The organism is Myxococcus sp. RHSTA-1-4, assembly GCF_020037125.1.
Classification (GTDB): domain Bacteria; phylum Myxococcota; class Myxococcia; order Myxococcales; family Myxococcaceae; genus Myxococcus.
The window spans coordinates 68,070-86,293 of sequence record NZ_JAIQDG010000006.1; the positions used below are offsets into that span (position 1 = coordinate 68,070).

14 protein-coding genes are annotated in these 18,224 nt (G+C 71.5%); 7 read left to right on the forward strand and 7 right to left on the reverse strand.

The genetic code is table 11. The features are described 5' to 3' along the window. The first annotated feature begins 26 nt into the window (after positions 1–26). Entirely contained in the window at positions 27–1,472 is a 1,446-nt protein-coding gene (locus K8638_RS11020; RefSeq protein WP_223754424.1) for a POT family MFS transporter, read from the forward strand. A gap of 105 nt (positions 1,473–1,577) precedes the next feature. Here K8638_RS11020 and K8638_RS11025 read toward each other — a convergent pair whose 3' ends face one another. Beyond that, a complete protein-coding gene (locus K8638_RS11025; RefSeq protein WP_223754425.1) occupies positions 1,578–2,003 on the reverse strand; it encodes a hypothetical protein in 426 nt (141 codons plus the stop codon). A gap of 50 nt (positions 2,004–2,053) precedes the next feature. Further along, complete coding sequence (locus K8638_RS11030) at positions 2,054–2,356, reverse strand: hypothetical protein (protein ID WP_223754426.1); 303 nt, start codon at positions 2,354–2,356, stop codon at positions 2,054–2,056. A gap of 240 nt (positions 2,357–2,596) precedes the next feature. Between K8638_RS11030 and K8638_RS11035 the strand changes: the two genes are divergently transcribed. After that, the gene (locus tag K8638_RS11035) at positions 2,597–4,081 is read left to right on the forward strand and encodes a hypothetical protein (protein WP_223754427.1); all 1,485 of its coding nucleotides are present in this window, start codon (positions 2,597–2,599) and stop codon (positions 4,079–4,081) included. 66 nt (positions 4,082–4,147) lie between these two features. Here K8638_RS11035 and K8638_RS11040 read toward each other — a convergent pair whose 3' ends face one another. The 4 genes from K8638_RS11040 to K8638_RS11055 form a co-directional block, all read right to left on the reverse strand. Then, positions 4,148–5,539, reverse strand: a complete 1,392-nt coding sequence (locus K8638_RS11040) for a peptide MFS transporter (protein ID WP_223754428.1) — start codon at positions 5,537–5,539, stop codon at positions 4,148–4,150. A 162-nt stretch (positions 5,540–5,701) separates the two neighbouring features. Further along, complete coding sequence (locus tag K8638_RS11045) at positions 5,702–8,623, reverse strand: ATP-binding protein (protein ID WP_223754429.1); 2,922 nt, start codon at positions 8,621–8,623, stop codon at positions 5,702–5,704. Further along, complete coding sequence (locus K8638_RS11050) at positions 8,620–9,408, reverse strand: methyltransferase domain-containing protein (RefSeq protein WP_223754430.1); 789 nt, start codon at positions 9,406–9,408, stop codon at positions 8,620–8,622. Before K8638_RS11050 ends, K8638_RS11045 begins: the two co-directional genes overlap by 4 nt. Then, a complete protein-coding gene (locus K8638_RS11055) occupies positions 9,405–11,819 on the reverse strand; it encodes a hypothetical protein (protein WP_223754431.1) in 2,415 nt (804 codons plus the stop codon). Before K8638_RS11055 ends, K8638_RS11050 begins: the two co-directional genes overlap by 4 nt. Positions 11,820–12,174: 355 nt before the next feature. On the opposite strand from K8638_RS11055, the gene nadA reads away from it, so the two are divergent. The 3 genes from nadA (at position 12,175) to K8638_RS11070 (ending at position 14,659) form a co-directional block, all read left to right on the forward strand. Further along, complete coding sequence (gene nadA, locus K8638_RS11060) at positions 12,175–13,107, forward strand: quinolinate synthase NadA (protein ID WP_223754432.1); 933 nt, start codon at positions 12,175–12,177, stop codon at positions 13,105–13,107. A gap of 82 nt (positions 13,108–13,189) precedes the next feature. Beyond that, on the forward strand, positions 13,190–13,789 hold the full coding sequence (locus K8638_RS11065; protein ID WP_223754433.1) for a hypothetical protein: 600 nt from the start codon (positions 13,190–13,192) through the stop codon (positions 13,787–13,789). A gap of 57 nt (positions 13,790–13,846) precedes the next feature. Beyond that, positions 13,847–14,659 (forward strand): class I SAM-dependent methyltransferase, encoded by an 813-nt coding sequence (locus K8638_RS11070; protein ID WP_223754434.1) that lies wholly within the window; start codon positions 13,847–13,849, stop codon positions 14,657–14,659. Here K8638_RS11070 and K8638_RS11075 read toward each other — a convergent pair. Continuing rightward, complete coding sequence (locus tag K8638_RS11075) at positions 14,652–15,023, reverse strand: metallothionein (RefSeq protein ID WP_223754435.1); 372 nt, start codon at positions 15,021–15,023, stop codon at positions 14,652–14,654. The genes K8638_RS11070 and K8638_RS11075 overlap by 8 nt on opposite strands. Before the next feature lie 174 nt (positions 15,024–15,197). Between K8638_RS11075 and K8638_RS11080 the strand changes: the two genes are divergently transcribed. Both K8638_RS11080 and K8638_RS11085 read left to right on the forward strand, forming a co-directional pair. Further along, positions 15,198–16,763 (forward strand): hypothetical protein, encoded by a 1,566-nt coding sequence (locus K8638_RS11080; RefSeq protein ID WP_223754436.1) that lies wholly within the window; start codon positions 15,198–15,200, stop codon positions 16,761–16,763. A gap of 226 nt (positions 16,764–16,989) precedes the next feature. Further along, entirely contained in the window at positions 16,990–18,207 is a 1,218-nt protein-coding gene (locus K8638_RS11085; RefSeq protein ID WP_223754437.1) for a hypothetical protein, read from the forward strand. Positions 18,208–18,224: the final 17 nt, after the last annotated feature.

An 18,224-nucleotide genomic window follows, 5' to 3' on the forward strand; every position in this document is an offset into this window, starting at 1 on the left:
TTCGCCACGAGGGAGCACCCCGTCGCATGGCCACGAGCGTCCCGGCGCAGAGCAACAAGTTCCCGCCGCAAATCCCCTTCATCATCGGCAACGAGGCGTGTGAGCGCTTCAGCTTCTACGGGATGCGGAACATCCTCACGATGTTCCTCATCCAATACCTGCTGCTCAACGCCGTACCGGACAAGGGCCTGCGGGAGGCGGAAGCCAAGAGCCTGATGCACACCTTCATGGCGGGCGTGTACTTCTTCCCGCTCATCGGTGGCTACCTGGCGGACCGCTTCTTCGGGAAGTACCGCATCATCCTCGGGCTGAGCCTGGTGTACTGCCTGGGCCACCTGTGCCTGGCGCTGTTCGAGGACAACGCCACCGGCTTCTTCACGGGCCTGGCGCTCATCGCCATTGGCAGCGGCGGCATCAAGCCGTGCGTGTCCGCCATGGTGGGTGACCAGTTCAACGAGTCCAACAGCCACCTGGTGAAGAAGGTCTTCGCCATCTTCTACTGGACCATCAACTTCGGCTCGTTCTTCGCGTCGCTCTCCATCCCCCTGCTGCTGAAGCACTACGGCCCCTCGGTGGCGTTCGGCATCCCCGGGGTGCTGATGTTCATCGCGACGATCATCTTCTGGGCGGGCCGCCACCGGTACGTCAAGGTGCCGCCCACCGGGGCCAACCCGCACTCGTTCTTCAAGGTGGTGGGCAGCGCGCTGCGCAACCGCGGCCAGGGCGGAAGCTGGCTGGAGGGCGCGAAGCGCGAGCACCCGGAGGAGGCGGTTGAGGGCGTCAAGGCGGTGTTCCGCATCAGCGGGCTGCTGCTGCCCTTCGTGCCCTTCTTCTGGATGCTGTTCGACCAGAAGGCGTCCACCTGGGTGGTGCAGGCGAGCGCCATGGACCCGCACGTCTTCGGCTTCGAGTTCCTGCCCAGCCAGATGCAGTCCATCAACCCGGCGCTGGTGATGGTGCTCATCCCGCTCCTGACGGCCGTCGTCTACCCGGCCTTCCAGCGCGGGGGCTGGGAGCTGACGCCGCTGCGGCGCATGCCGCTGGGCCTGGCCATTGGCGCGCTGTCGTTCATCATCGCCGGCATCTTCCAGGTGCAGATGGAGGGCGGCGCCACGCTGAGCATCGGCTGGCAGTTCCTGCCGTACGTCGTGCTGACGCTGGCGGAAATCCTGGTGTCCACCACGGGCCTGGAGTTCGCGTACACGCAGGCGCCGCGCGAGATGAAGGGCACCATCCAGAGCCTGTGGCTCTTGACGACGACGCTGGCGAACGGGGCGGTGGCCATCGCCTCCAAGCTCAACGTCTTCTCCGGCTCGGGCCAGTTCTTCTTCTACGCGGGCTTCGCGCTGGTGGCCGCGGTGGGCATGGCCCTGGTGGCGCGCCGCTACGTGGTGCGCGACTACTACCAGACGTCCGCCCCCGCCCCGGCGGAGGAGCGCGCCGCGGCCGGGGTGACGGTGAAGACGGCGTAGGCGCCCCGGGGCAGCGGGGTGTGCTCCCGCGCCACGAACGAGGCCGCCGGGGTGGCCATTCAGGAGCCCCGGTGGACTCGTGATGAGCCAGCGAGGAAGAGGCCGTCAGGGCTGGAACCCGGCCCGGGCCCGGATGCTCGCGAGGCTCCCCAGTATCTGCTTGCGACGGACGTGGCCGCGAGGAAGCCGGAGGGCACTCCGCTCGGCTTCCTCCAGAAGGCGGCGGGCGGACGTGCTGTCATGCTCGGGGTGCGCCCGGCACCACAGCGCGTACAGGGCCGCGACGTGGAACCGGCGCTCGACGTGTGAGTAGCCGAGTCGCTGGATGCGGCGCAGCATACGGCCGAAGACAGGCCAGGGTTCGTTGCGCCCGAAGGCTTCGGTGAGGAGGTCCTCGGCGATGCGACGCCGGAGCTCCCGTCGCTCCCAGGCGCCTCCCGCAGCCTCCAGCATCCGCCTCTCGAAGCTTCTCATCGAGGCTTCGACTTCCTCGAATGGCGCGTCCGCTGCCGCCACGAGCGCCAGGCCCATCTCTCGTGACAGTTCGAGGAACTGACGCTGCCTCTCGCTCGCGCGCGACCTCACTTGCATGGCCGACCATCCACCTCGTCAGGCCAGACACCGTTCATCCTCGTGCACACGTCCTTGCAGACACTACACATGCTGTGGCCGAAGGTCTCGCTCCTGATGTCCTGGATGGGACTGTTCAGGCACGCCTTGAAAGCCACATCGCAGCGTTTCTTCACCTGCGGATAGGGAAGGCACTGTGCATCTCCCGGCGGGTCATCGAGCGAGGAGCACCCCACGATGACGCCCAGCATGGCGAGCCGCACGAGGAACCAGCGCCGCGCGCCGCACGGCCCCCGCTGCACGGAGCAACACATGCGTCCTCCCTCAGCGGGTACGGGTGGGCGTGCGGCGCTGCGTGCGCCTCGCCCGCTCCGGGCAGTCTGAAGGGAACCGCCGTTCCGTTCACCCGCGCCTGCCCTCGGGAGCACGACGGCCGCCGGCTCGCCAACACCCGCGCTGTCTACTCTCTGAAGGATGAACGGGGACCAGCCCAGGCTTCCGGCTCGGGGCACATGATGGCCCACCGAACCCTCCCACCGCGGAGCCCGGGCACGATGACGTCCCAGAATCCGAGGCCCTCACCTCCCTCACCCCCGACCCACGCGGATAGACGGCTGACTCGCAGGGCGCTCCTCCTGGGCGGCGGCGTACTGGCGCCCGCGGCCCTCCTGCTCGGCACGCTCGCCCACCGTGGCGGGCGGCAGCCCGTCGAGCCTCGCGCTGACTCCGAGCCCCTGCCGCCCGAAGTCCTCCAGCGGCTCCACCGCGCGACGGATGCCGCCGTCACGGGCCTGCTTCCCCTCGCGCATCAGGAGGCCTCGGCGACCCTGGCCGCTGTCCCCGAGAATGCACCGGCACTCTTCATCCTGGCCTGTGTCGCCCTGGAGGCGGGAGCGCCACGCGAGGCCGAAGCCGCGGTGGCACGGCTCGAGACCCGAGTCCCCGAGCGACCCGAGCCACGGCTCCTGGAGCAACTCCTCGTCAGGCGGCGGTCCATTCCTGACTCGGGCTGGTGCGCCGCGTTCCGAGAGGCCTGGGCCAACCTGGGCCGCCCGGACTTCGAACGCGACCACCTGCTGACCCGGGTGGCTCTGGAGCCGTTCACGCCCGCCGGGGAGGAGGAGGCCGAGAGCTGGTGGGCCCCATCCCCCACGCCAGCGCGGCTCACCCTCGCGCTCACCTCCTACCCACTCCCCCCGGAGCGCGCGGAGTGGCTCCTCCAGCAACTCCCCACGCTCGAGGACCCGGCCCTCTTCATCGTGGCCGCCAGCGTGCTGAGCGGACCGGCCGTGGGCGCCGCGCTCCGGCGGCGCGCTCGTCCTGTGCTGCACCACCGGATGGAGGAGCTCGCCCGCGCAGCTCCGAAGGCCATGCAGCTCCAGCTCCACCGCCAGCTCGCGGGCACCTCCCAGGACGAGCCCTTCGGGCCCCTGGAACTGGAAGCCCTGGAGACCGTCGCGGCCCTCATTTCTTGGCGCGAGGACTCAGCAGAAGGGACCTTCCTCGAAGCACGGCGCCGGTTGAGAGAAGCGGACGTGCCGCACGCCTCCCGCAGGGCCTTCTCGCTGGCCACCGCCGCCGCGGTCGGCCCCGCCCACGCCGTGTTGAACCAACGCGCCGAAGCGACTCGCAGCCAGCTCATGCCGGGCGCGCGCCACGGACTGGGGCGCATCCTCCTGGGCGTGGGCACCCGGCTGGCCGGCGAGACGCTCCTCGTGCCGCGCACGCTGGGGCTCATGATGTGCGGCGCGGGGGCCGAGGACCTGCGGGACCCCGAGTCACTGGCCCGCTTCGAGGAGTCCTCGGACGAGCTCTTCGCCATCCACGCCGAGTTCCGGAAGGCGGCGCTCGCGCTGTGGCCCATCGCCTCGCTCCAGGAGGACGCCTACGCGGCCGCCGCCCGGGACGAGTGCGCCTTCCTGCGCGCCTTCGCGAGCCCCGAGGCCCTCCAGCGCGCCATGGCGGACCGGCCCGACCCGCTCCAGTGCGTCCCACGCACCTGGGAGCCACCGCCCTCCAGAGGAACGCCAACACCGTGAAACGAAAAACGCCGGAGCCCCCACACGGGTGCTCCGGCGTTTCCGTTTCACGGAAGGAGCCCGGAATCAGGCCGCCGCCGCGGTGCCGCCCTGCGTCTGGTGGGCCGGAGCGGCGGGCTTCACCTCATCCGTGCCGTGCATCATCCGCTTCAGGATGGGGGCCACGCCCAGGAGGATGACGCCCGCGATGCCGGTGCCGATGGTGATGTAGAGGAACACGTCGAACTCGCCCAGCTTCTCCGAGTAGCCGCCGATGACGCCGGACAGCTTGTTGGCCGCCGCGTTCGCCAGGAACCACACGCCCATCATCGCGGAGACGATGCGCGCCGGGGCCACCTTGGTCACCATGGACAGGCCCACCGGCGACAGGCACAGCTCCCCCATGGTGTGGAACAGGTAGGCCATGATGACCCACCACGCCGCCGCCTTGCCCGCCGCGGCGCTCTCGTCGGACGCGCCCAGCATGAAGAGGAAGCCGATGGAGAGGAAGAGCAGCCCCAGGCCCATCTTCACCGGGATGCTCGGGTCCTTGCCGCGCGCCGCCAGCCAGCTCCACAGCGCGGCGAAGGCCGGCGCCAGCAGCACGATGAAGGCCGAGTTGAAGTTCTGGAACCACGTGGTGGGCACCTCCCAGCCGAACATGCCGCGGTCCACCTTCTGGTCCGTGTAGAGGTTCATCAGGCCACCGGCCTGCTCGAAGCCCGTCCAGAACGCGACGACGAACAGCGCGATGATGAAGATGACGATGACGCGGTCCATCTCCTCGCGGGTGAAGCCCTTCTTCTCACCGGAAGACTCCGCCTTCTCGGCGCTGGCCTCCGGCTTCACCGGCGTCAGGCCCACCTTGCCCAGCAGCTTCTTCTGCAGCGACAGGAAGGCCACGAGGCCCAGGAACATGCCCACGCCCGCGGCGCCGAAGCCCCAGTGCCAGCCCACCCGCTCACCCAGGGTGCCGCAGATGAAGTTGCCCAGCACCGCGCCCAGGTTGATGCCCATGTAGAAGATGGTGAAGGCGCTGTCGCGGCGGCCGTCACCGGGCTCGTACAGCCCTCCCACCATGGTGGAGATGTTCGGCTTGAAGAAGCCGTTGCCGATGATGAGGAAGCCCAGGCCCGCGTAGAACATGGCCACGGTGGGCAGGGCCAATAGCAGGTGGCCAATCATCATCAGCGTGCCGCCCAGCACCACCGCCTTGCGCTGGCCGATGAACCGGTCCGCGATGAAACCACCCACGATGGGCGTCAGGTACACCAGGCCGGTGTACGTACCGTACAGGCTGAGCGCCTCGCTGGTGGACCAGCCAAAGCCGCCGTTCACCTTGCTGGTGAGGAAGAGCACCAGCAGGCCGCGCATGCCGTAATACGACATGCGCTCCCACATCTCGGTGAAGAACAGGAGGTAGAGCCCTCGCGGGTGCCCCTTGCGGGTCTCCGCGAGACCGGCAGCAATCTCGTGCATGCGGTGAAATCCTTGAAGGACGGGTGTAACGAAAAAGGAGCGTGACTGTAGCAGACACGCGGAGGGTGCCCAGAAGGACACCTGGGCACATGCAGAATTCCCTACCCACTGGAGCGGGCGACCCACTCCGAGTCCGGGCGGGCGCTGACCCACCGGCCCACCTCAGGCGAGCCGGCCGACCCGGGGCTCCAGTGCGCCCTCACCCAGCCCCCCCGAGGTGGGAAGGGACGGGGGGCGCAGCGGCAGGCGCACCTCCACCTGCGTGCCCTCTCCCGGAGTGCTGCTGAGGGAGATGTGCCCGCCGTGACGCAGGATGATGCGCCGGCTGAGGGCGAGCCCCAGGCCCGTCCCCTCGCCCGCCGCGCGAGTGGAGAAGAAGGGCTGGAAGAGCCGCTCCATGTCCTCCTTGCGGATGCCCACCCCGTTGTCGCTGATGGTGACGACCGCCTCGTCGCCCTTGCACACGGTGGCCACCTTCACCAGCCCGCGCTCGCCCACCGCCTTGAGGGCGTTGTCCAGCAGGTTGAGCCACACCTGGTTGAGGGTGCCCGGGTCCCCCATCAGCATCTCGTGGCACTGGTAGGCCCGCTCCACCGTCACGCCGGAAGGCACCTTCCAGGCAAGCACGCTGAGCGTGGAGTCCAGCGAGGCGTCCAGGGACAGCGGCACCGGGGTGTCGCTGGTGCGGGTGAAGGACAGCAGGGACTCGGCCAGGTGCCGGATGCGCTGGCCGCACTCCTCCACCACCTCCAGCATGGCCTTGCCCAGCTCCGCGTCCGACGCCCCGGACGCCAGCATGTCCTTGAGCGGCTGCAGCGCGTTCATCAGCCCGTTGAGCGGGTTGCGCACCTCGTGCGCGAAGCCCGAGGTGAGCAGGCCGATGGCCGCCAGCCGCTCGTTCTCCGCGGCGCGCACCGCCGCCTCCCGCAGCCGCAGCTGCGTCTCGATGCGCGCCATCAGCTCGCGCGGGCTGAAGGGCTTGCCCAGGTAGTCGTTGGCGCCGGTGCCCAGGGCCTCCACCTTGGCGGAGACCTCCTGGCGCGCGGTGAGGAGGATGATGGGGATGTCCACCGTGCGCGGGTCCGCGCGCAGCGCCTCCAGCATCTGCAGGCCGGACATCACCGGCATCATCACGTCCGACACGATGAGGTGCGGCCGCTCCGTCAGCGCGCGCTGCCGCCCGTCGTCCCCGTTGACGGCCTCCAGCACCTGGTAGTTCTGCGACAGCAGCCCGGCGATGAAGCGGCGGATCTCCGCGTCGTCCTCCACCACCAGCACGCGGGACGCATCCGGGTGCGGCCCCGCGTGGTCCCTCGCGGGCGCGGACGAGGAGACGGTGCCGGCGGGCCCTCCCGTCTCCAGCGCGGGGAAGGCGCCGGAGATGCGGCGCTCGCGGCGCACCGGAAGGACGAGCGTGTCCTGGCGGCGGCGCTCGCGCAGCTCCTCGCGGATGTGCGCCGTGCCCTTGGGCAGCCGGACGTGGAAGGTGGAGCCCTTGCCCAGCTCGCTCTTCACGGTGATGCCGCCCGCGTGCAGCTCCAGCGTCTCCTTCACCAGCGCCAGGCCGATGCCCGTGCCGCCAAAGCGCCGGGTGCCGCTGTTGTCCGCCTGGGCGAAGCGGTCGAAGATGACGGCCACGTCCTGCGGGGAGATGCCCGGGCCGGTGTCCTCCACCTCCACGTGCACGTCGTTGGCGTCCTCGTGCACGCGCACCGTCACCCCGCCCTTGTGGGTGAACTTGAGCGCGTTGGACAGCAGGTTCTGGAACACGATGTCCATGCGCTCGTGGTCCACCTGGACGGGCGTGACTTCGGAGCCCTCCAGCTTCAGCCACACGCCCTGCCGCTCCGCCATGGTGAAGAAGGGCGGCAGCACGGAGCTCAGGAAGCCGTGCAGCTCCAGCGGCTGGTAGCGCAGCCGCGCCTTGCCCGACTCGAGCTGCGCCAGGTCCAGCAGGTTGTTGATGAGCCGCAGGAGCCGCTGGGCGCTGCGCTCCATGGTGGCCACGTGCTGGTCCACCACCGGCGGCAGCGACTCCGCCCGCTTCTGCAGCGACTCCAGCGTCAGCAGGATGAGCGTGAGCGGCGTGCGCAGCTCATGGCTCACATTGTCGAAGAACTCGCTCTTGAGCCGGTCCAGCTCCTGCTGCCGGGTGAGGGACTGCTCCAGCTTGGCGTTGGCCTCGGACAGCGCCTGGGTGCGCTCGGCGACCCGGTCCTCCAGGGCCACGTTGGCGCGGAATATCTCCTCGTTGCGCCGCTGCAAATCCTCCAGCGAGGTGCGCAGGCCCTGGTGCTGCTCGGAGAGCTGCACGTCCTTGCGGCGCAGCGCGGTCCGCGTATCCAGCCAGGCCCCGGCCGCGACCCCCGCCGCGCCCAGCGACGTCACCGCGAACACGGGCGGCGCCAGGTCCAGCGTGGAGGACGCCAGCCCCGCCAGCATCCCCACCAGCCCGCCCGCGAAGAAGCGCCACGCCAGCGGCGGCAGGTTCTGCCAGTGGCACTCGTACTCGCAGCAGGGCGCGCCCTCCACCTGGCACTGCACCTCCTTCACCTCGGCGAGCGGCAGGCTCCAGACGGTGGGGAAGGCGGACAGGTTGGCCTGCCGCGTCCGGCAGAGGTTGCGGTTGCTCTCGCGGATGCGGCTCGAGTACTGCACCTTCACCCACGAGTCGGTGATTTGCAGGATGCGGAAGCCGCCCACGCGGTTGTACGTGTGGTCCAGCTCCAGCGCGCGCTCGTAGACGCTGCGCGGGGTGGCGAGCGCCTTCATCATGTAGAAGAGGAAGCCCACCGCCTCCGGGCTGGCGATGCGGCGCCCCGCCTTGGTGATGAAGTCCGGGTCCCCCGAGTCCCTGTCCAGCACGTCGAAGAGACGCTCGGTGAAGTGCAGGGAGACGAAGTTGGTGAGCGTCTCCACGTACTCCAGCGACAAGGGCAGTCCCTCGCGGCGCCAGACGCGCTGCAGCCGCTCACGCCCGTACGTGCGCTCGTAGTGCAGCAGCAGGGCGCGAAACATCCTGACGCTGATTTCGGGCGTGTCGGGGGCTGGCGGTGCGGTCGCCAGGTCCGCGGGGACGGTCAACGCTTCACTCCTTCCGTGGTCAACACCATCGCATACTTGAGGGTGTCGGGGTCATCCAGGAGGGCGAGGAAGCGTCGGCAGAAGACGTCATAGGGCTCCGCTCCCCCGAACGCCCGCTCCGCCAGCGGACGCAGGGTGCGGAAGCGGATGACCCAGTCCTCGTGCAGCCGCGAGTCCACCGGCCCCGCCGCCACGTAGAAGGGGGAGAGGTGGACCCGGATGTCCGCCAGCCCCACCTTCCGGAAGAGGTGGAACATCTTCCGGCCGGCGTGCAGGTCGAACCGGGCGTCGCGCAGGGCCTGCAGGAGCTTCTGGCTCTCCTGCTGGAGGTCCTCCGGGAAGGGCCAGTTCCAGAGCCCCACCCCGTCGATGTCGGCCACCACCACCTTGCCCCCGGGCCGCGCCACCCGCACCAGCTCCTCCAGCGCGGGCCGGGGCTCGGCGAGGTACTCGAAGACGTACTGGCACCAGACGTAGTCGAAGGTGTCCGAGGGCAGCTTCGTGTCCGGCAGCGCGCCCTGGAGCAGCTCCACGTTGGGCCGCCCCGCCAGCAGCGCGCGCGCCGCCGCCAGGTGCTCGGCGAGCGGCTCGATGGCCACCACCCGTCCCCCGGGCCCCACCAGGTCCAGCATCTCCGCGGTGATGATGCCCGGGCCGCAGCCCGCGTCGAGCGCCACCTGGCCGGGTCCCAGGCCCGTCAGCCGCAGCCGGTCCGCATAGGAGCTGGCGCTCGCCTGGGCCTTCAGGCGCCTCACCTCCTCGTCCGACTGCATCAGGTAGCTCATGCCGCGATGTCCTTGTCGTCCAGCTTGGTGGTGCCGCGGGGGTTGGCGGCCAGCCGCTCGAAGACGGCGAGCAGGTAGGCGTTCCAGTCGCGCACCAGCCGGCGGTGGGCGGTGAACTCCATCACCTTGCCGAGGTTGTGGAAGCCCAGCCCCTCCAGCACGGGCAGGTCCGCGTCCGTGGCCAGGCACTCCGCGGTGGAGCGGCCGCGCCGGGCCGAGTCCGCCACCGCGTGCGCGACGAGCGCGTGGCGCACCGCGTCCGCCTCCTGGGCGTCCTGCTCCACCATGACGAGCGAGAAGGCGTTGTACCACTCGGCCCAGAAGAGGCCCGGCGTGGAGTCCTCCATGAGGACGAAGCCCTTGGGGCCGTTGGCGCCCTCCACCAGGGCGATGGAGCGGCCGCGCCGCAGGCCCGCGTCCGTGTAGCGGCCCGAGAGCGTCCCCAGCGACATCTCCCCTTCCACCAGGTCCGAGCTGCGCAGCCGCACCACGTCCTGCGTCTCGCGCAGGTACTGCTCCAGCCAGCGCAGGTCGGACGTGGCCGCCGGGCGCACGCGGAGGTCCTCGCGAGCGGGCGGCAGCGCCGCGTCCACCGGGAGGCGGCAGGGAGTGAAGGCGTGCAGGCAGCTCAGGCCCGGGCGCTCCAGGCGGCTGGCGATGGCGCCGTAGATGCGCGACGTCCACCGGTTGCGGCAGCGCCAGAGGGCGCGCAGGTACTCCACGTCCTCCAGGCTCTCCGCGTAGTCGGCCGCGAGCGCGACGAGCTCCTGGGAGATGGACTCGTGCCGGTGGTAGCCCGGCCGCACCACCAGGTGCTGGGACAGCCAGGTGCGCGAGTAGATGCGCAGGCCGGAGATGTGGCCGTAGAGCCGGCCCTCGCGCTGGTAGACGATGGTCTTCGACAGCCCGTGAGAGCCGTTGCCCAGCGTCCGGTGGCCGGCCAGCAGCGCCTCCTGCGGGGGGCCGTCATGGTACGGGTAGTCCGGGAAGCGCACCTCGGCGGCGCGGAACAAATCCCAGATGTCGGGGAAGGCCAGCTCCGAGCCATCGCGCGCGTCCGGGCAGCGGGCCTTGATGAAGGCGTCGAGGATGGCGGTGCGCGCCTGCGGCGCCAGCTCGAGGATTCGCACGCCGCAGCGGCGGGGCCGGCTCATGCTGCCGCCCTCGTCGGTGACGGTGAGCTGCCCGGTGTCCTGCACCTGGGCGCGGCAGCGCGAGCGCGTGCCGTCCGGCAGGTGCAGCGTCACCTCGTCCAGGAACAGCCCGGGCGGGAAGACCTCGCGGCTGGCGTCGAAGGGGAAGGCGAAGCCGCCGGTGTGCAGGTCCAGCAGGGGCCGGTAGAGCGGCTCCCCGGTGAAGGGGGAGTCGAAGGACACGGCGAACGGCCGCTCGGCCGTGGAGCGGAAGCGCAGGCTGTTGCGGCGGTGGTGCAGGCTCAGCGAGCGAGGCAGTGCGACCTCGAGCTGGTGCTCCTCCACCTCGAGCACCGCCGTGGTGCCCACGTGGCACACGCCGCCGAAGTCCAGGCAGAGCTGCACCACGTCACCGGGGTGGAAGAGCGCACCGGGGCGCGTCTGCTCGCGCAGCACCAGGCGGGAGGCCTCCGGGTTCACCTCGGCCGCGGCGAAGTCCACCAGCCGGTTGCCCTCGTGCGTGCGCAGGCCGAAGCCCACGCCCGCGCGCACGGCGCGGCGCATCAGGCCGCGGATGCGCACCGCGTCCTGCAGGAGCGGCGCGGGGCTGGAGCGGGCGTGCTCCACGGGGCGCTCCAGGGACACGCCCAGGTGGAAGCCTCCGCCGTCCTGCGCGCGCAGCGGCCGCACCATGCGCACCGTGGCGTGGCCGGCGCGCAGCACCAGCGCCTCCCCGCGAAACACCTGGAGGCCCTCCAGCTCCGTGCCCGGCGTCAGCCGCTCGATTCGCACGCTGGGCTCCAGGCGCAGGCCCAGCCCGCCCGTGCCCACGTCCAGCAACTCCGCGCGGAAGGCGGTGCCGTCCGCCACGAAGCGCGCCTCCAGCGTGCCCTGCGGCGTGCGGCGCTCGGACTCGCGCAGCTCCAGCAGCTCCAGCACCGCGCGGCGCAGCGCGGGCGAGGGCTCGTCGTCGAGGGTGAAGAACATGTGTCCGGCGGCCGCCACGTCCACCAGGCTGTGGTGCGTGCGGGGGTTGTCTCGCGGGCACAACACGGCGCGGATGGCGCGCGGGGCGTAGCGCTCCAGGTCCTTCAGCAGCCGGGAGAAGAACTCGGGATGGGTGAGCACCAACACGGGCGTCGTCCGTGTCAGGAATTCGACCGCCTCCTGGCGGTTGGCGGCTTCGAGTATCTCGTAGCCCGCCAGCACGGCCCGAAGCTGAATACGACGCTCCGCCTCCGGGTGCACGACCAGCACTGCGCGCGTCGTCACGGTCATATGTCCTCCTCCACCGGGCGTCAGAACTGTCTTCGGAAGCACGACCTCTCAGGTCTGGGAGATATGAATTGCATGCCGCGGCCCCGCCGGGAGGTCCCGACGGCGCCCATCTCTCAGCCCCCTGTTTCCGAAAGCCCCAGTCGCAATGGGCTCGCGGCCCATGCGTAGCGTCCGGCTCTGCCGTTCATCTTACCGGACCTCTCAGGGAAGGGAGTGCCCTGCATGAGGACAGGGGCGATGTTCGATAAGGCCCGGCAGCCCGGGTCTCGACCGCCCGGTCGCCGGACGGTGGGGTAAACCGCACCCTGGCCGACCATCCAAGACCCGGTTAAATGTCGGATCCTAAGGAGGTGCCATGGGCACCGAAGTGGATTACGCGAGGGAAATCCAGGAGCTCAAGCGCTCCATGAACGCGGTCATCCTGGCCCACTACTACCAGGAGAGCGAGGTCCAGGACCTCGCGGACTTCGTGGGAGACAGCCTGGCGCTGGCGCAGGCGGCGGCGGCGACGAAGGCGGACGTCATCGTCTTCTGTGGTGTGCACTTCATGGCCGAGACGGCCAAGATCCTCAATCCGGCGCGGCAGGTGCTGCTGCCGGACCTGAAGGCGGGCTGCTCGTTGTCGGACCGGTGCCCTCCGGGGGCCTTCAAGGCCTTCAAGGAGAAGCACCCCGGGGCGTTCGTGGTGAGCTACGTCAACAGCTCCGCCGCGGTGAAGGCGATGAGTGACGTCATCGTCACGTCCTCCAACGCGGTGAAGATCGTCAACCAGGTTCCGAAGGACCGGCAGGTCCTGTTCGCCCCGGACCAGCACCTGGGGCGCTACGTGATGAAACAGACCGGTCGCGACATGGTGCTGTGGCCGGGCAGCTGCATCGTCCACGAAATCTTCAGCGAGAAGCGGCTGGTGCAGTTGAAGGTGGAGCACCCGGAGGCGGAGGTGGTGGCGCATCCGGAATGCGAGGCGGCGGTGTTGCGGCACGCGGACTTCATCGGGTCCACCAAGGCGCTGCTGGACTACGTGCTGAAGAGCCCGAAGGAGAAGTTCATCGTGGTGACGGAGGCGGGCATCCTCCACCAGATGAAGAAGGGGGCGCCGGACAAGACCTTCATCCCCGCCCCTCCGGACAACGGGTGCGCGTGCAACGAGTGCCCGTACATGCGGCTGAACACGCTGGAGAAGCTCTGGCGGTGCATGAAGGACCGGACGCCGGAGCTGGTGATGCCGGAGGAGCTGAGGGAAGCCGCCCGGGCGCCGCTCCAACGGATGCTGGAGTGGTCGGCATAGGGGCGGCCGGAGGAAATCCCGGCAGCGGACAATTGCCAACTCGCGCCTTGCGCCGGAACGGGCGGGGTGCAATGGAGCAGGCGTGGCCTTCCGATTCCTCGCAGTCCCCGCGCACCGGTTGGTGAACTACCCCCAGTCGCTGCCGGACGATGAGCGCCTCGAGCCGGAGCTGCCTCCGGTACATGAGGCGGTGGAGCGCGCCCTGACCGGCGCCGAGTTCCGCGACGTGCGCGCCCGAGACAGACTGCGCGCCCTGCTGCAGGGGGACCGCCCCCCCACGCTGGGCGCGCCCGAGGCGGGCTTCGGCCCCTCCGCCGTCTTCGCCCAGCCGCCCCAGGACCTCCCGGCGCTGCTGCGGCTGGCGGACGAGCTGGAGAACCTGGCCCGGCGCGAGGCCGGCGAGCGCGCCCTGGTGTGGAAGTGTGGCGAGTGTGGCGCCCGTTATGCGGTGCCGGTGGCGCTGGTGCGACAGGTCTCCATCCGCTGTGAGCGCTGCGGCAGCCCGGTGGAGCTGAACTCCACGCGCAGCCTGGGCGAGGAGGCGCTCATCGACCCCTTCCTGGGCGCGGTGAATCACAGCCGGCGGGAGCTGGCGGCCTTCTTCCGTGAGGCCATGGCGCGCGGCTGGCCGGTGCTGGTGGCCGAGGACAAGCGCGTGACGCGCCCCGCCCCGTCCGCCTGAGCGGCGCTTCGGAAAGCGGTTCTCGTGTGGGGCCGGGGTGGTAGCCTCGACGGCCCCATGCGGCGCGCGCTCGTTCCCCTCCTGAGATGTCCCCGCTGCCGCCGTGGCGGCCTCCAGCCGGAGGCGGACGCCCCGGTGCTGCTCTTCGGCCCGCTGCGCTGCGGCGAGTGCCGCGCCACCTTTCCCGTGGCCGAGGGCGTGGCGGACCTCACGGTGGAGCACTCCGCCGCCGGCGCGATGCAGCGCGGCATGGAGCAGCGCTGGGTGGCGCGCTCCTACGAGCGCTACGTGCGCCCCGTGCTGGACCGAGCCCTCACCCGCCAGTCGCTGGACCGCGACAGCGAGTACCTCCTGTACCGGAGCCTGCTGGGCCGCCCGGAGGCGCCGGTGCTGGACGTGGGCTGTGGCACGGGGATGCTGGCGCGGCGGCTGGCGCGCGAGCCGGACTTCCCACCGGTGGCGGGGATGGATGTCTCCCGCGCCATGCTGGAGGAAGGCGTGGCCCAGGCGCGCGAGGCCGGAGCGACGGTGGACTTCCTGCGCGCCGAGGCGCCCTACCTCCCCTTCCAGGACGGCACGCTGGGGGCGGTGCTGATGGCCGGCTCGCTCCACTTCGTGGCGGACCTGGGCCGGATGATGCTGGAGGTGGCCCGCGTGCTGCGCCCGGGTGGACGCTGGGTGGCCAGCACCTACGTGCCTCCAGGGGCGCCCACGGCGCGGGTCCACCGGAAGCTGGGCCTGCACCCGCGCGGCGAAAGCGAGCTGCGCGCGGAGGCCGCCGCGGCGGGACTGGTGCGCTTCGAGCGCGTGGCCCTGCCGCCGCTGCTGGTGGTCAAGGCGGAGAAGGGCTCCGCCGGCACACCTAGATGAAGATGCCGGCGGAGGCGTCGTAGCGCGCCTCCTCGAGCTTCAGCTCGGCGGGACGGCCGCGCAGCGCGTCCATCACCTGCCGCTTCGGCTTCTTGCATTTGGCGCAGTCGCACGAGCCCTTCTTGCAGGTGCAGTCCGCCTTGCTGCCGCACTGGCACTTGCCGGCGATGAGCGAGTCCAGCGCGTCCAGCGGGCGCTCCACCTCGCCGCGCTGCGAGGCCTTGGAATCCGCCGCCTCGGGCTCTGCCTTCTGGGACTCGGCGGCGGCGCGTGCATGGGCCTCACAGGCGTGCGCCGCACCCGGCGCCAGCAACAACCCGCCGGCCATCAGCCCCGCGGCCACCATCGTCGCGATGCGTGTCATGTCCGCTCTCCTCCGGGATACCGCCACGGCACCCGCTCTCGCCGTGCGCCTATACCCCAGCCCCCGCCCCCTGCCAAGGACGAGGGCCGCACCTTTGTCTACCCGTCACGAGCCAACCTGGCCGTACGCCCTGCTCGCCGGGGCGGGAGGCGGCGCGTACAGTCCGCGCCCTCCGTGACGAACCGAAACGAACGCCTCGTCTACGCCGCCGCGCTGGTGCTGGGCGCGCTGCCCCTGTGGGCCTCGCGCTACCTGCCCATGGCGGACCTGCCGCAGCACCTGTACCTCATCTCCGTCCTGCACCGGCTGGACGACCCCACCACGCTGTACCCGCAGCTGTTCGCCGCGCGGCACGCGCTGACGCCGTACCTGGGCTACTACTACCTCGTCAGCGCGCTCAACTGGCTGCTCCCCCTGGAGATGGCCAACCGCGTCTTCCTCACCGCCTATGTCGTCGGGCTGCCGCTGGGGCTGGGCTTCCTGCTGCGCGGCCTGGGCCGGCCGGCGTGGCCGTCCCTGCTGGCGCTGCCCTTCGCCTATGGCGACAGCTTCGGCTGGGGGTTCGTCAACTACTGCGCGGCGCTGCCGCTGACGCTGCTGTGCTGCGGCCTCTTCGTGCGCGCGCTGGAGGACGTGCCCCGCCGCCGCGCGTGGGCCGGCGGGCTGGCGGCGTGCCTGGTGGCGGTGCTGCTCTTCCATGTCCAGGCCTTCGGCTTCCTCGCCTTCGGGCTGCCGTGGCTGCTCCTCACCACGGCGGTGCCGGAGGACGCCACCGCGCGGGGGCTGGTGGCGCGGCTGCGGCCCCGCGTGCCGGCGCTGCTGGGCGTGGTGCCCGGCGTGGCGCTCTTCCTCGGCTGGGTGGTGCTGCGCTTCGGCGAGCCGCCGGACATCCAGCCCGGGGTGCCATGGAAGGCGTGGGGCCCCACGTTCTCCCCGCAGAACCTGGCCTGGAAGAGCTTCGAGCAGAACCGGGCCGAGTTCTTCGACGTGCTCGCGAACACGTTCCGGGACGGCTCGGACCGGTGGGCGCTGTACGCCGTGGGCGCGGTGGCGGTGGCCGGGTGGGTGGCGGGGCTGGTGCGCCCGGGGGCGCCGGGCTCGCGAGGGTGGGTGGCCGGGGCGCGGCTGCCGGGGCTGGGGCTGCTGGCGCTGGCGCTCTACTTCCTGTTGCCCTTCGACATCCGCGGCTACGTCTACTACCTCAACACGCGCTACGCGCACCTGGCCGCGGCGCTGCTGGTGGCCACCGCGCCCGCGACGATTCCGGAGTGGCGCCGGCCCCTGAGGCTGGCCGCCGCCGCGAGCGCGCTGGTGCTGGCCTTCGTCATGGTGCGCGGCTACCGCGCCTTCTCGCGCGAGGCATCCGAGTGGGAGCCGCTGGTGGCCGCGACGGCGCCCCGGCCCCGCGTGATGGGGCTCGTCTTCGACAGCCAGTCGCGCGTGGTGCGCTTCCCCGTCTTCCTCCACGGCGCCGCGGTGCTGGCCCGGGCGCGAGGGGGCGTGCCCAACTTCACCTTCGCCTCCACGCCCCACTCGCCCCTGCGCTACGCCGGCGAGGTGCCTCCCACCTTCCCCTCCGAGTGGCAGCCCCAGCAGATGGACTACGCCACCCAGGGTGTCTGGTACGACCACTTCCTGGTGCGCGGCGTCCACCCCTCGCGCATCTTCGGCGAGCGGCTCCAGTCGGAGCTGGTGGTGGTGGCGGAGTCCGGGCGGAGCTGGCTGGTGCGCCGCCGCTGAGGGCGTGGGCGGCGACAAGCCTGGCGCCGCGGACGACGACAGGCAGGGCGGAGCTGGCGGGGGCGACGAGCGGCTCCAGCCGGAGCGGGGGGTGACGGAGTCCGCGAGAAGCCGGCACGTGCGCCGCCGCCGGCGCGGAGGCAGACGCGCCGAGTGTGGCCTGGTGGGCGCAAGGCCCGCGCGTCCCGTGCCCCAGGCCGCGTCACGTGCAGTAGAAGGCGCGGGCATGAGCTCCACTGAACCCCGCCCCCTCCTGGACGCGCTCCGCGCCGGCACGCCCCTGCCCACCTTCCCCGCCGGCGCCGTCGAGGCCGCCCGCTCGCTCGCGCGGGACGTGGGCTCGGCCACCGCCGCCGCCGTGGAGGCCCTGCCGGAGCCCCTGGCCGCCGCAGTGCTGGAGGCCGCCGTGCTGGAGGGCCAGCCCGCCCTCGCCGAGGCCCTGTCGGCCTCGTCCGTGAAGCCCCTGGCCAAGGCCGCGAAGAAGGCGCTGTACCGGCTGCGCTCGCGAGGCGTCGCCGTGGCCGAGGCCCCGCGCCCCGCCCCCGCCGAGCCCCCGCGCGCCGCCGCACCGGCTCCGGAGGCCCTGCCGGCCATGGCGTCCACGATTACGAGCGCCGGCGAGCGGGCACTCGTCCTCGCCCGCGTGCTGCGCGGCGGTGGCGTGGAGGTGGTGCAGGCGGTCGTCTCCGACGTGCTGGGCGTGGTGGAGCTGCGCGTGGGCGACAAGAGCCGCGGCAACTGGCGGCGTCTGCTCAAGGAGGGCCTGGCGCACGGCGGCACCATGGAGCTGCCGATGCACGAGGCCGCCACCCTCCTGGCCGAGGCGGCCGGCACCAACCTCCGCTCGCACACGCCCTTCCCTCCGGACCTGGAGGTGGCGCTGCGCCACTTCGGCGTGCAGCCCCAATTGGAGCCCACCGCCCTGCCCCCGCCGGAGCCCGAGGACGTGCGCCGTGCCCTGGAGGGCGACGTGCTCCACGAGACACCGGAGATGGCCACGTGGCTGCCCCCGGAGCCCGAGGTGAAGCGGCTGCTCCAGAAGATGGACGAGGTGATGCACAGCCCGCTGGCGCTCAGCGACGTGCAGCGCCAGGAGCAGCTCCAGGCGGCGGTGCGCGCGGTGGCGCGCGACTTCTTCGCCTCGGAGGGCCGCCAGCGCTACGCCCTGCGGCTGTGGCGGATGGCGGACTACCTCGAGCGCACCGGCCGCCCGCGCGAGGCGGACGTGGCGCGAGGCGAGGCCCGCCGCCTCCACCACGGCCTCGACGAGCCCTTCTCCCGCTTCGTCGAGCGGCTCTTCGAGAAGGTGCTCGCCCTGGTGGCCGCCGCCGGAGCCCGGGCCGGGGCCCAGGCCGCGCCGGCCCCCGACTCCGGCGAGGCCCCCGCGTCCGCGCCCGCCCCCTCCCAGGAGCGGCGCAGCCCCGGCGGCCTCATCCTCCCCTGAGCACCGGGGAGGGGGCG

Bases quoted from the DNA above. Each gene is read 5' to 3' on its own strand.
- K8638_RS11030 (WP_223754426.1), bottom strand. From the start codon at position 2,356: ATGTGTTGCTCCGTGCAGCGGGGGCCGTGCGGCGCGCGGCGCTGGTTC.
- K8638_RS11040 (WP_223754428.1), bottom strand. From the start codon at position 5,539: ATGCACGAGATTGCTGCCGGTCTCGCGGAGACCCGCAAGGGGCACCCG.
- K8638_RS11025 (WP_223754425.1), bottom strand. From the start codon at position 2,003: ATGGGCCTGGCGCTCGTGGCGGCAGCGGACGCGCCATTCGAGGAAGTC.
- K8638_RS11020 (WP_223754424.1), top strand. From the start codon at position 27: ATGGCCACGAGCGTCCCGGCGCAGAGCAACAAGTTCCCGCCGCAAATC.
- K8638_RS11055 (WP_223754431.1), bottom strand. From the start codon at position 11,819: ATGACCGTGACGACGCGCGCAGTGCTGGTCGTGCACCCGGAGGCGGAG.
- K8638_RS11035 (WP_223754427.1), top strand. From the start codon at position 2,597: ATGACGTCCCAGAATCCGAGGCCCTCACCTCCCTCACCCCCGACCCAC.
- nadA (WP_223754432.1), top strand. From the start codon at position 12,175: ATGGGCACCGAAGTGGATTACGCGAGGGAAATCCAGGAGCTCAAGCGC.
- K8638_RS11050 (WP_223754430.1), bottom strand. From the start codon at position 9,408: ATGAGCTACCTGATGCAGTCGGACGAGGAGGTGAGGCGCCTGAAGGCC.
- K8638_RS11070 (WP_223754434.1), top strand. From the start codon at position 13,847: ATGCGGCGCGCGCTCGTTCCCCTCCTGAGATGTCCCCGCTGCCGCCGT.
- K8638_RS11085 (WP_223754437.1), top strand. From the start codon at position 16,990: ATGAGCTCCACTGAACCCCGCCCCCTCCTGGACGCGCTCCGCGCCGGC.
- K8638_RS11075 (WP_223754435.1), bottom strand. From the start codon at position 15,023: ATGACACGCATCGCGACGATGGTGGCCGCGGGGCTGATGGCCGGCGGG.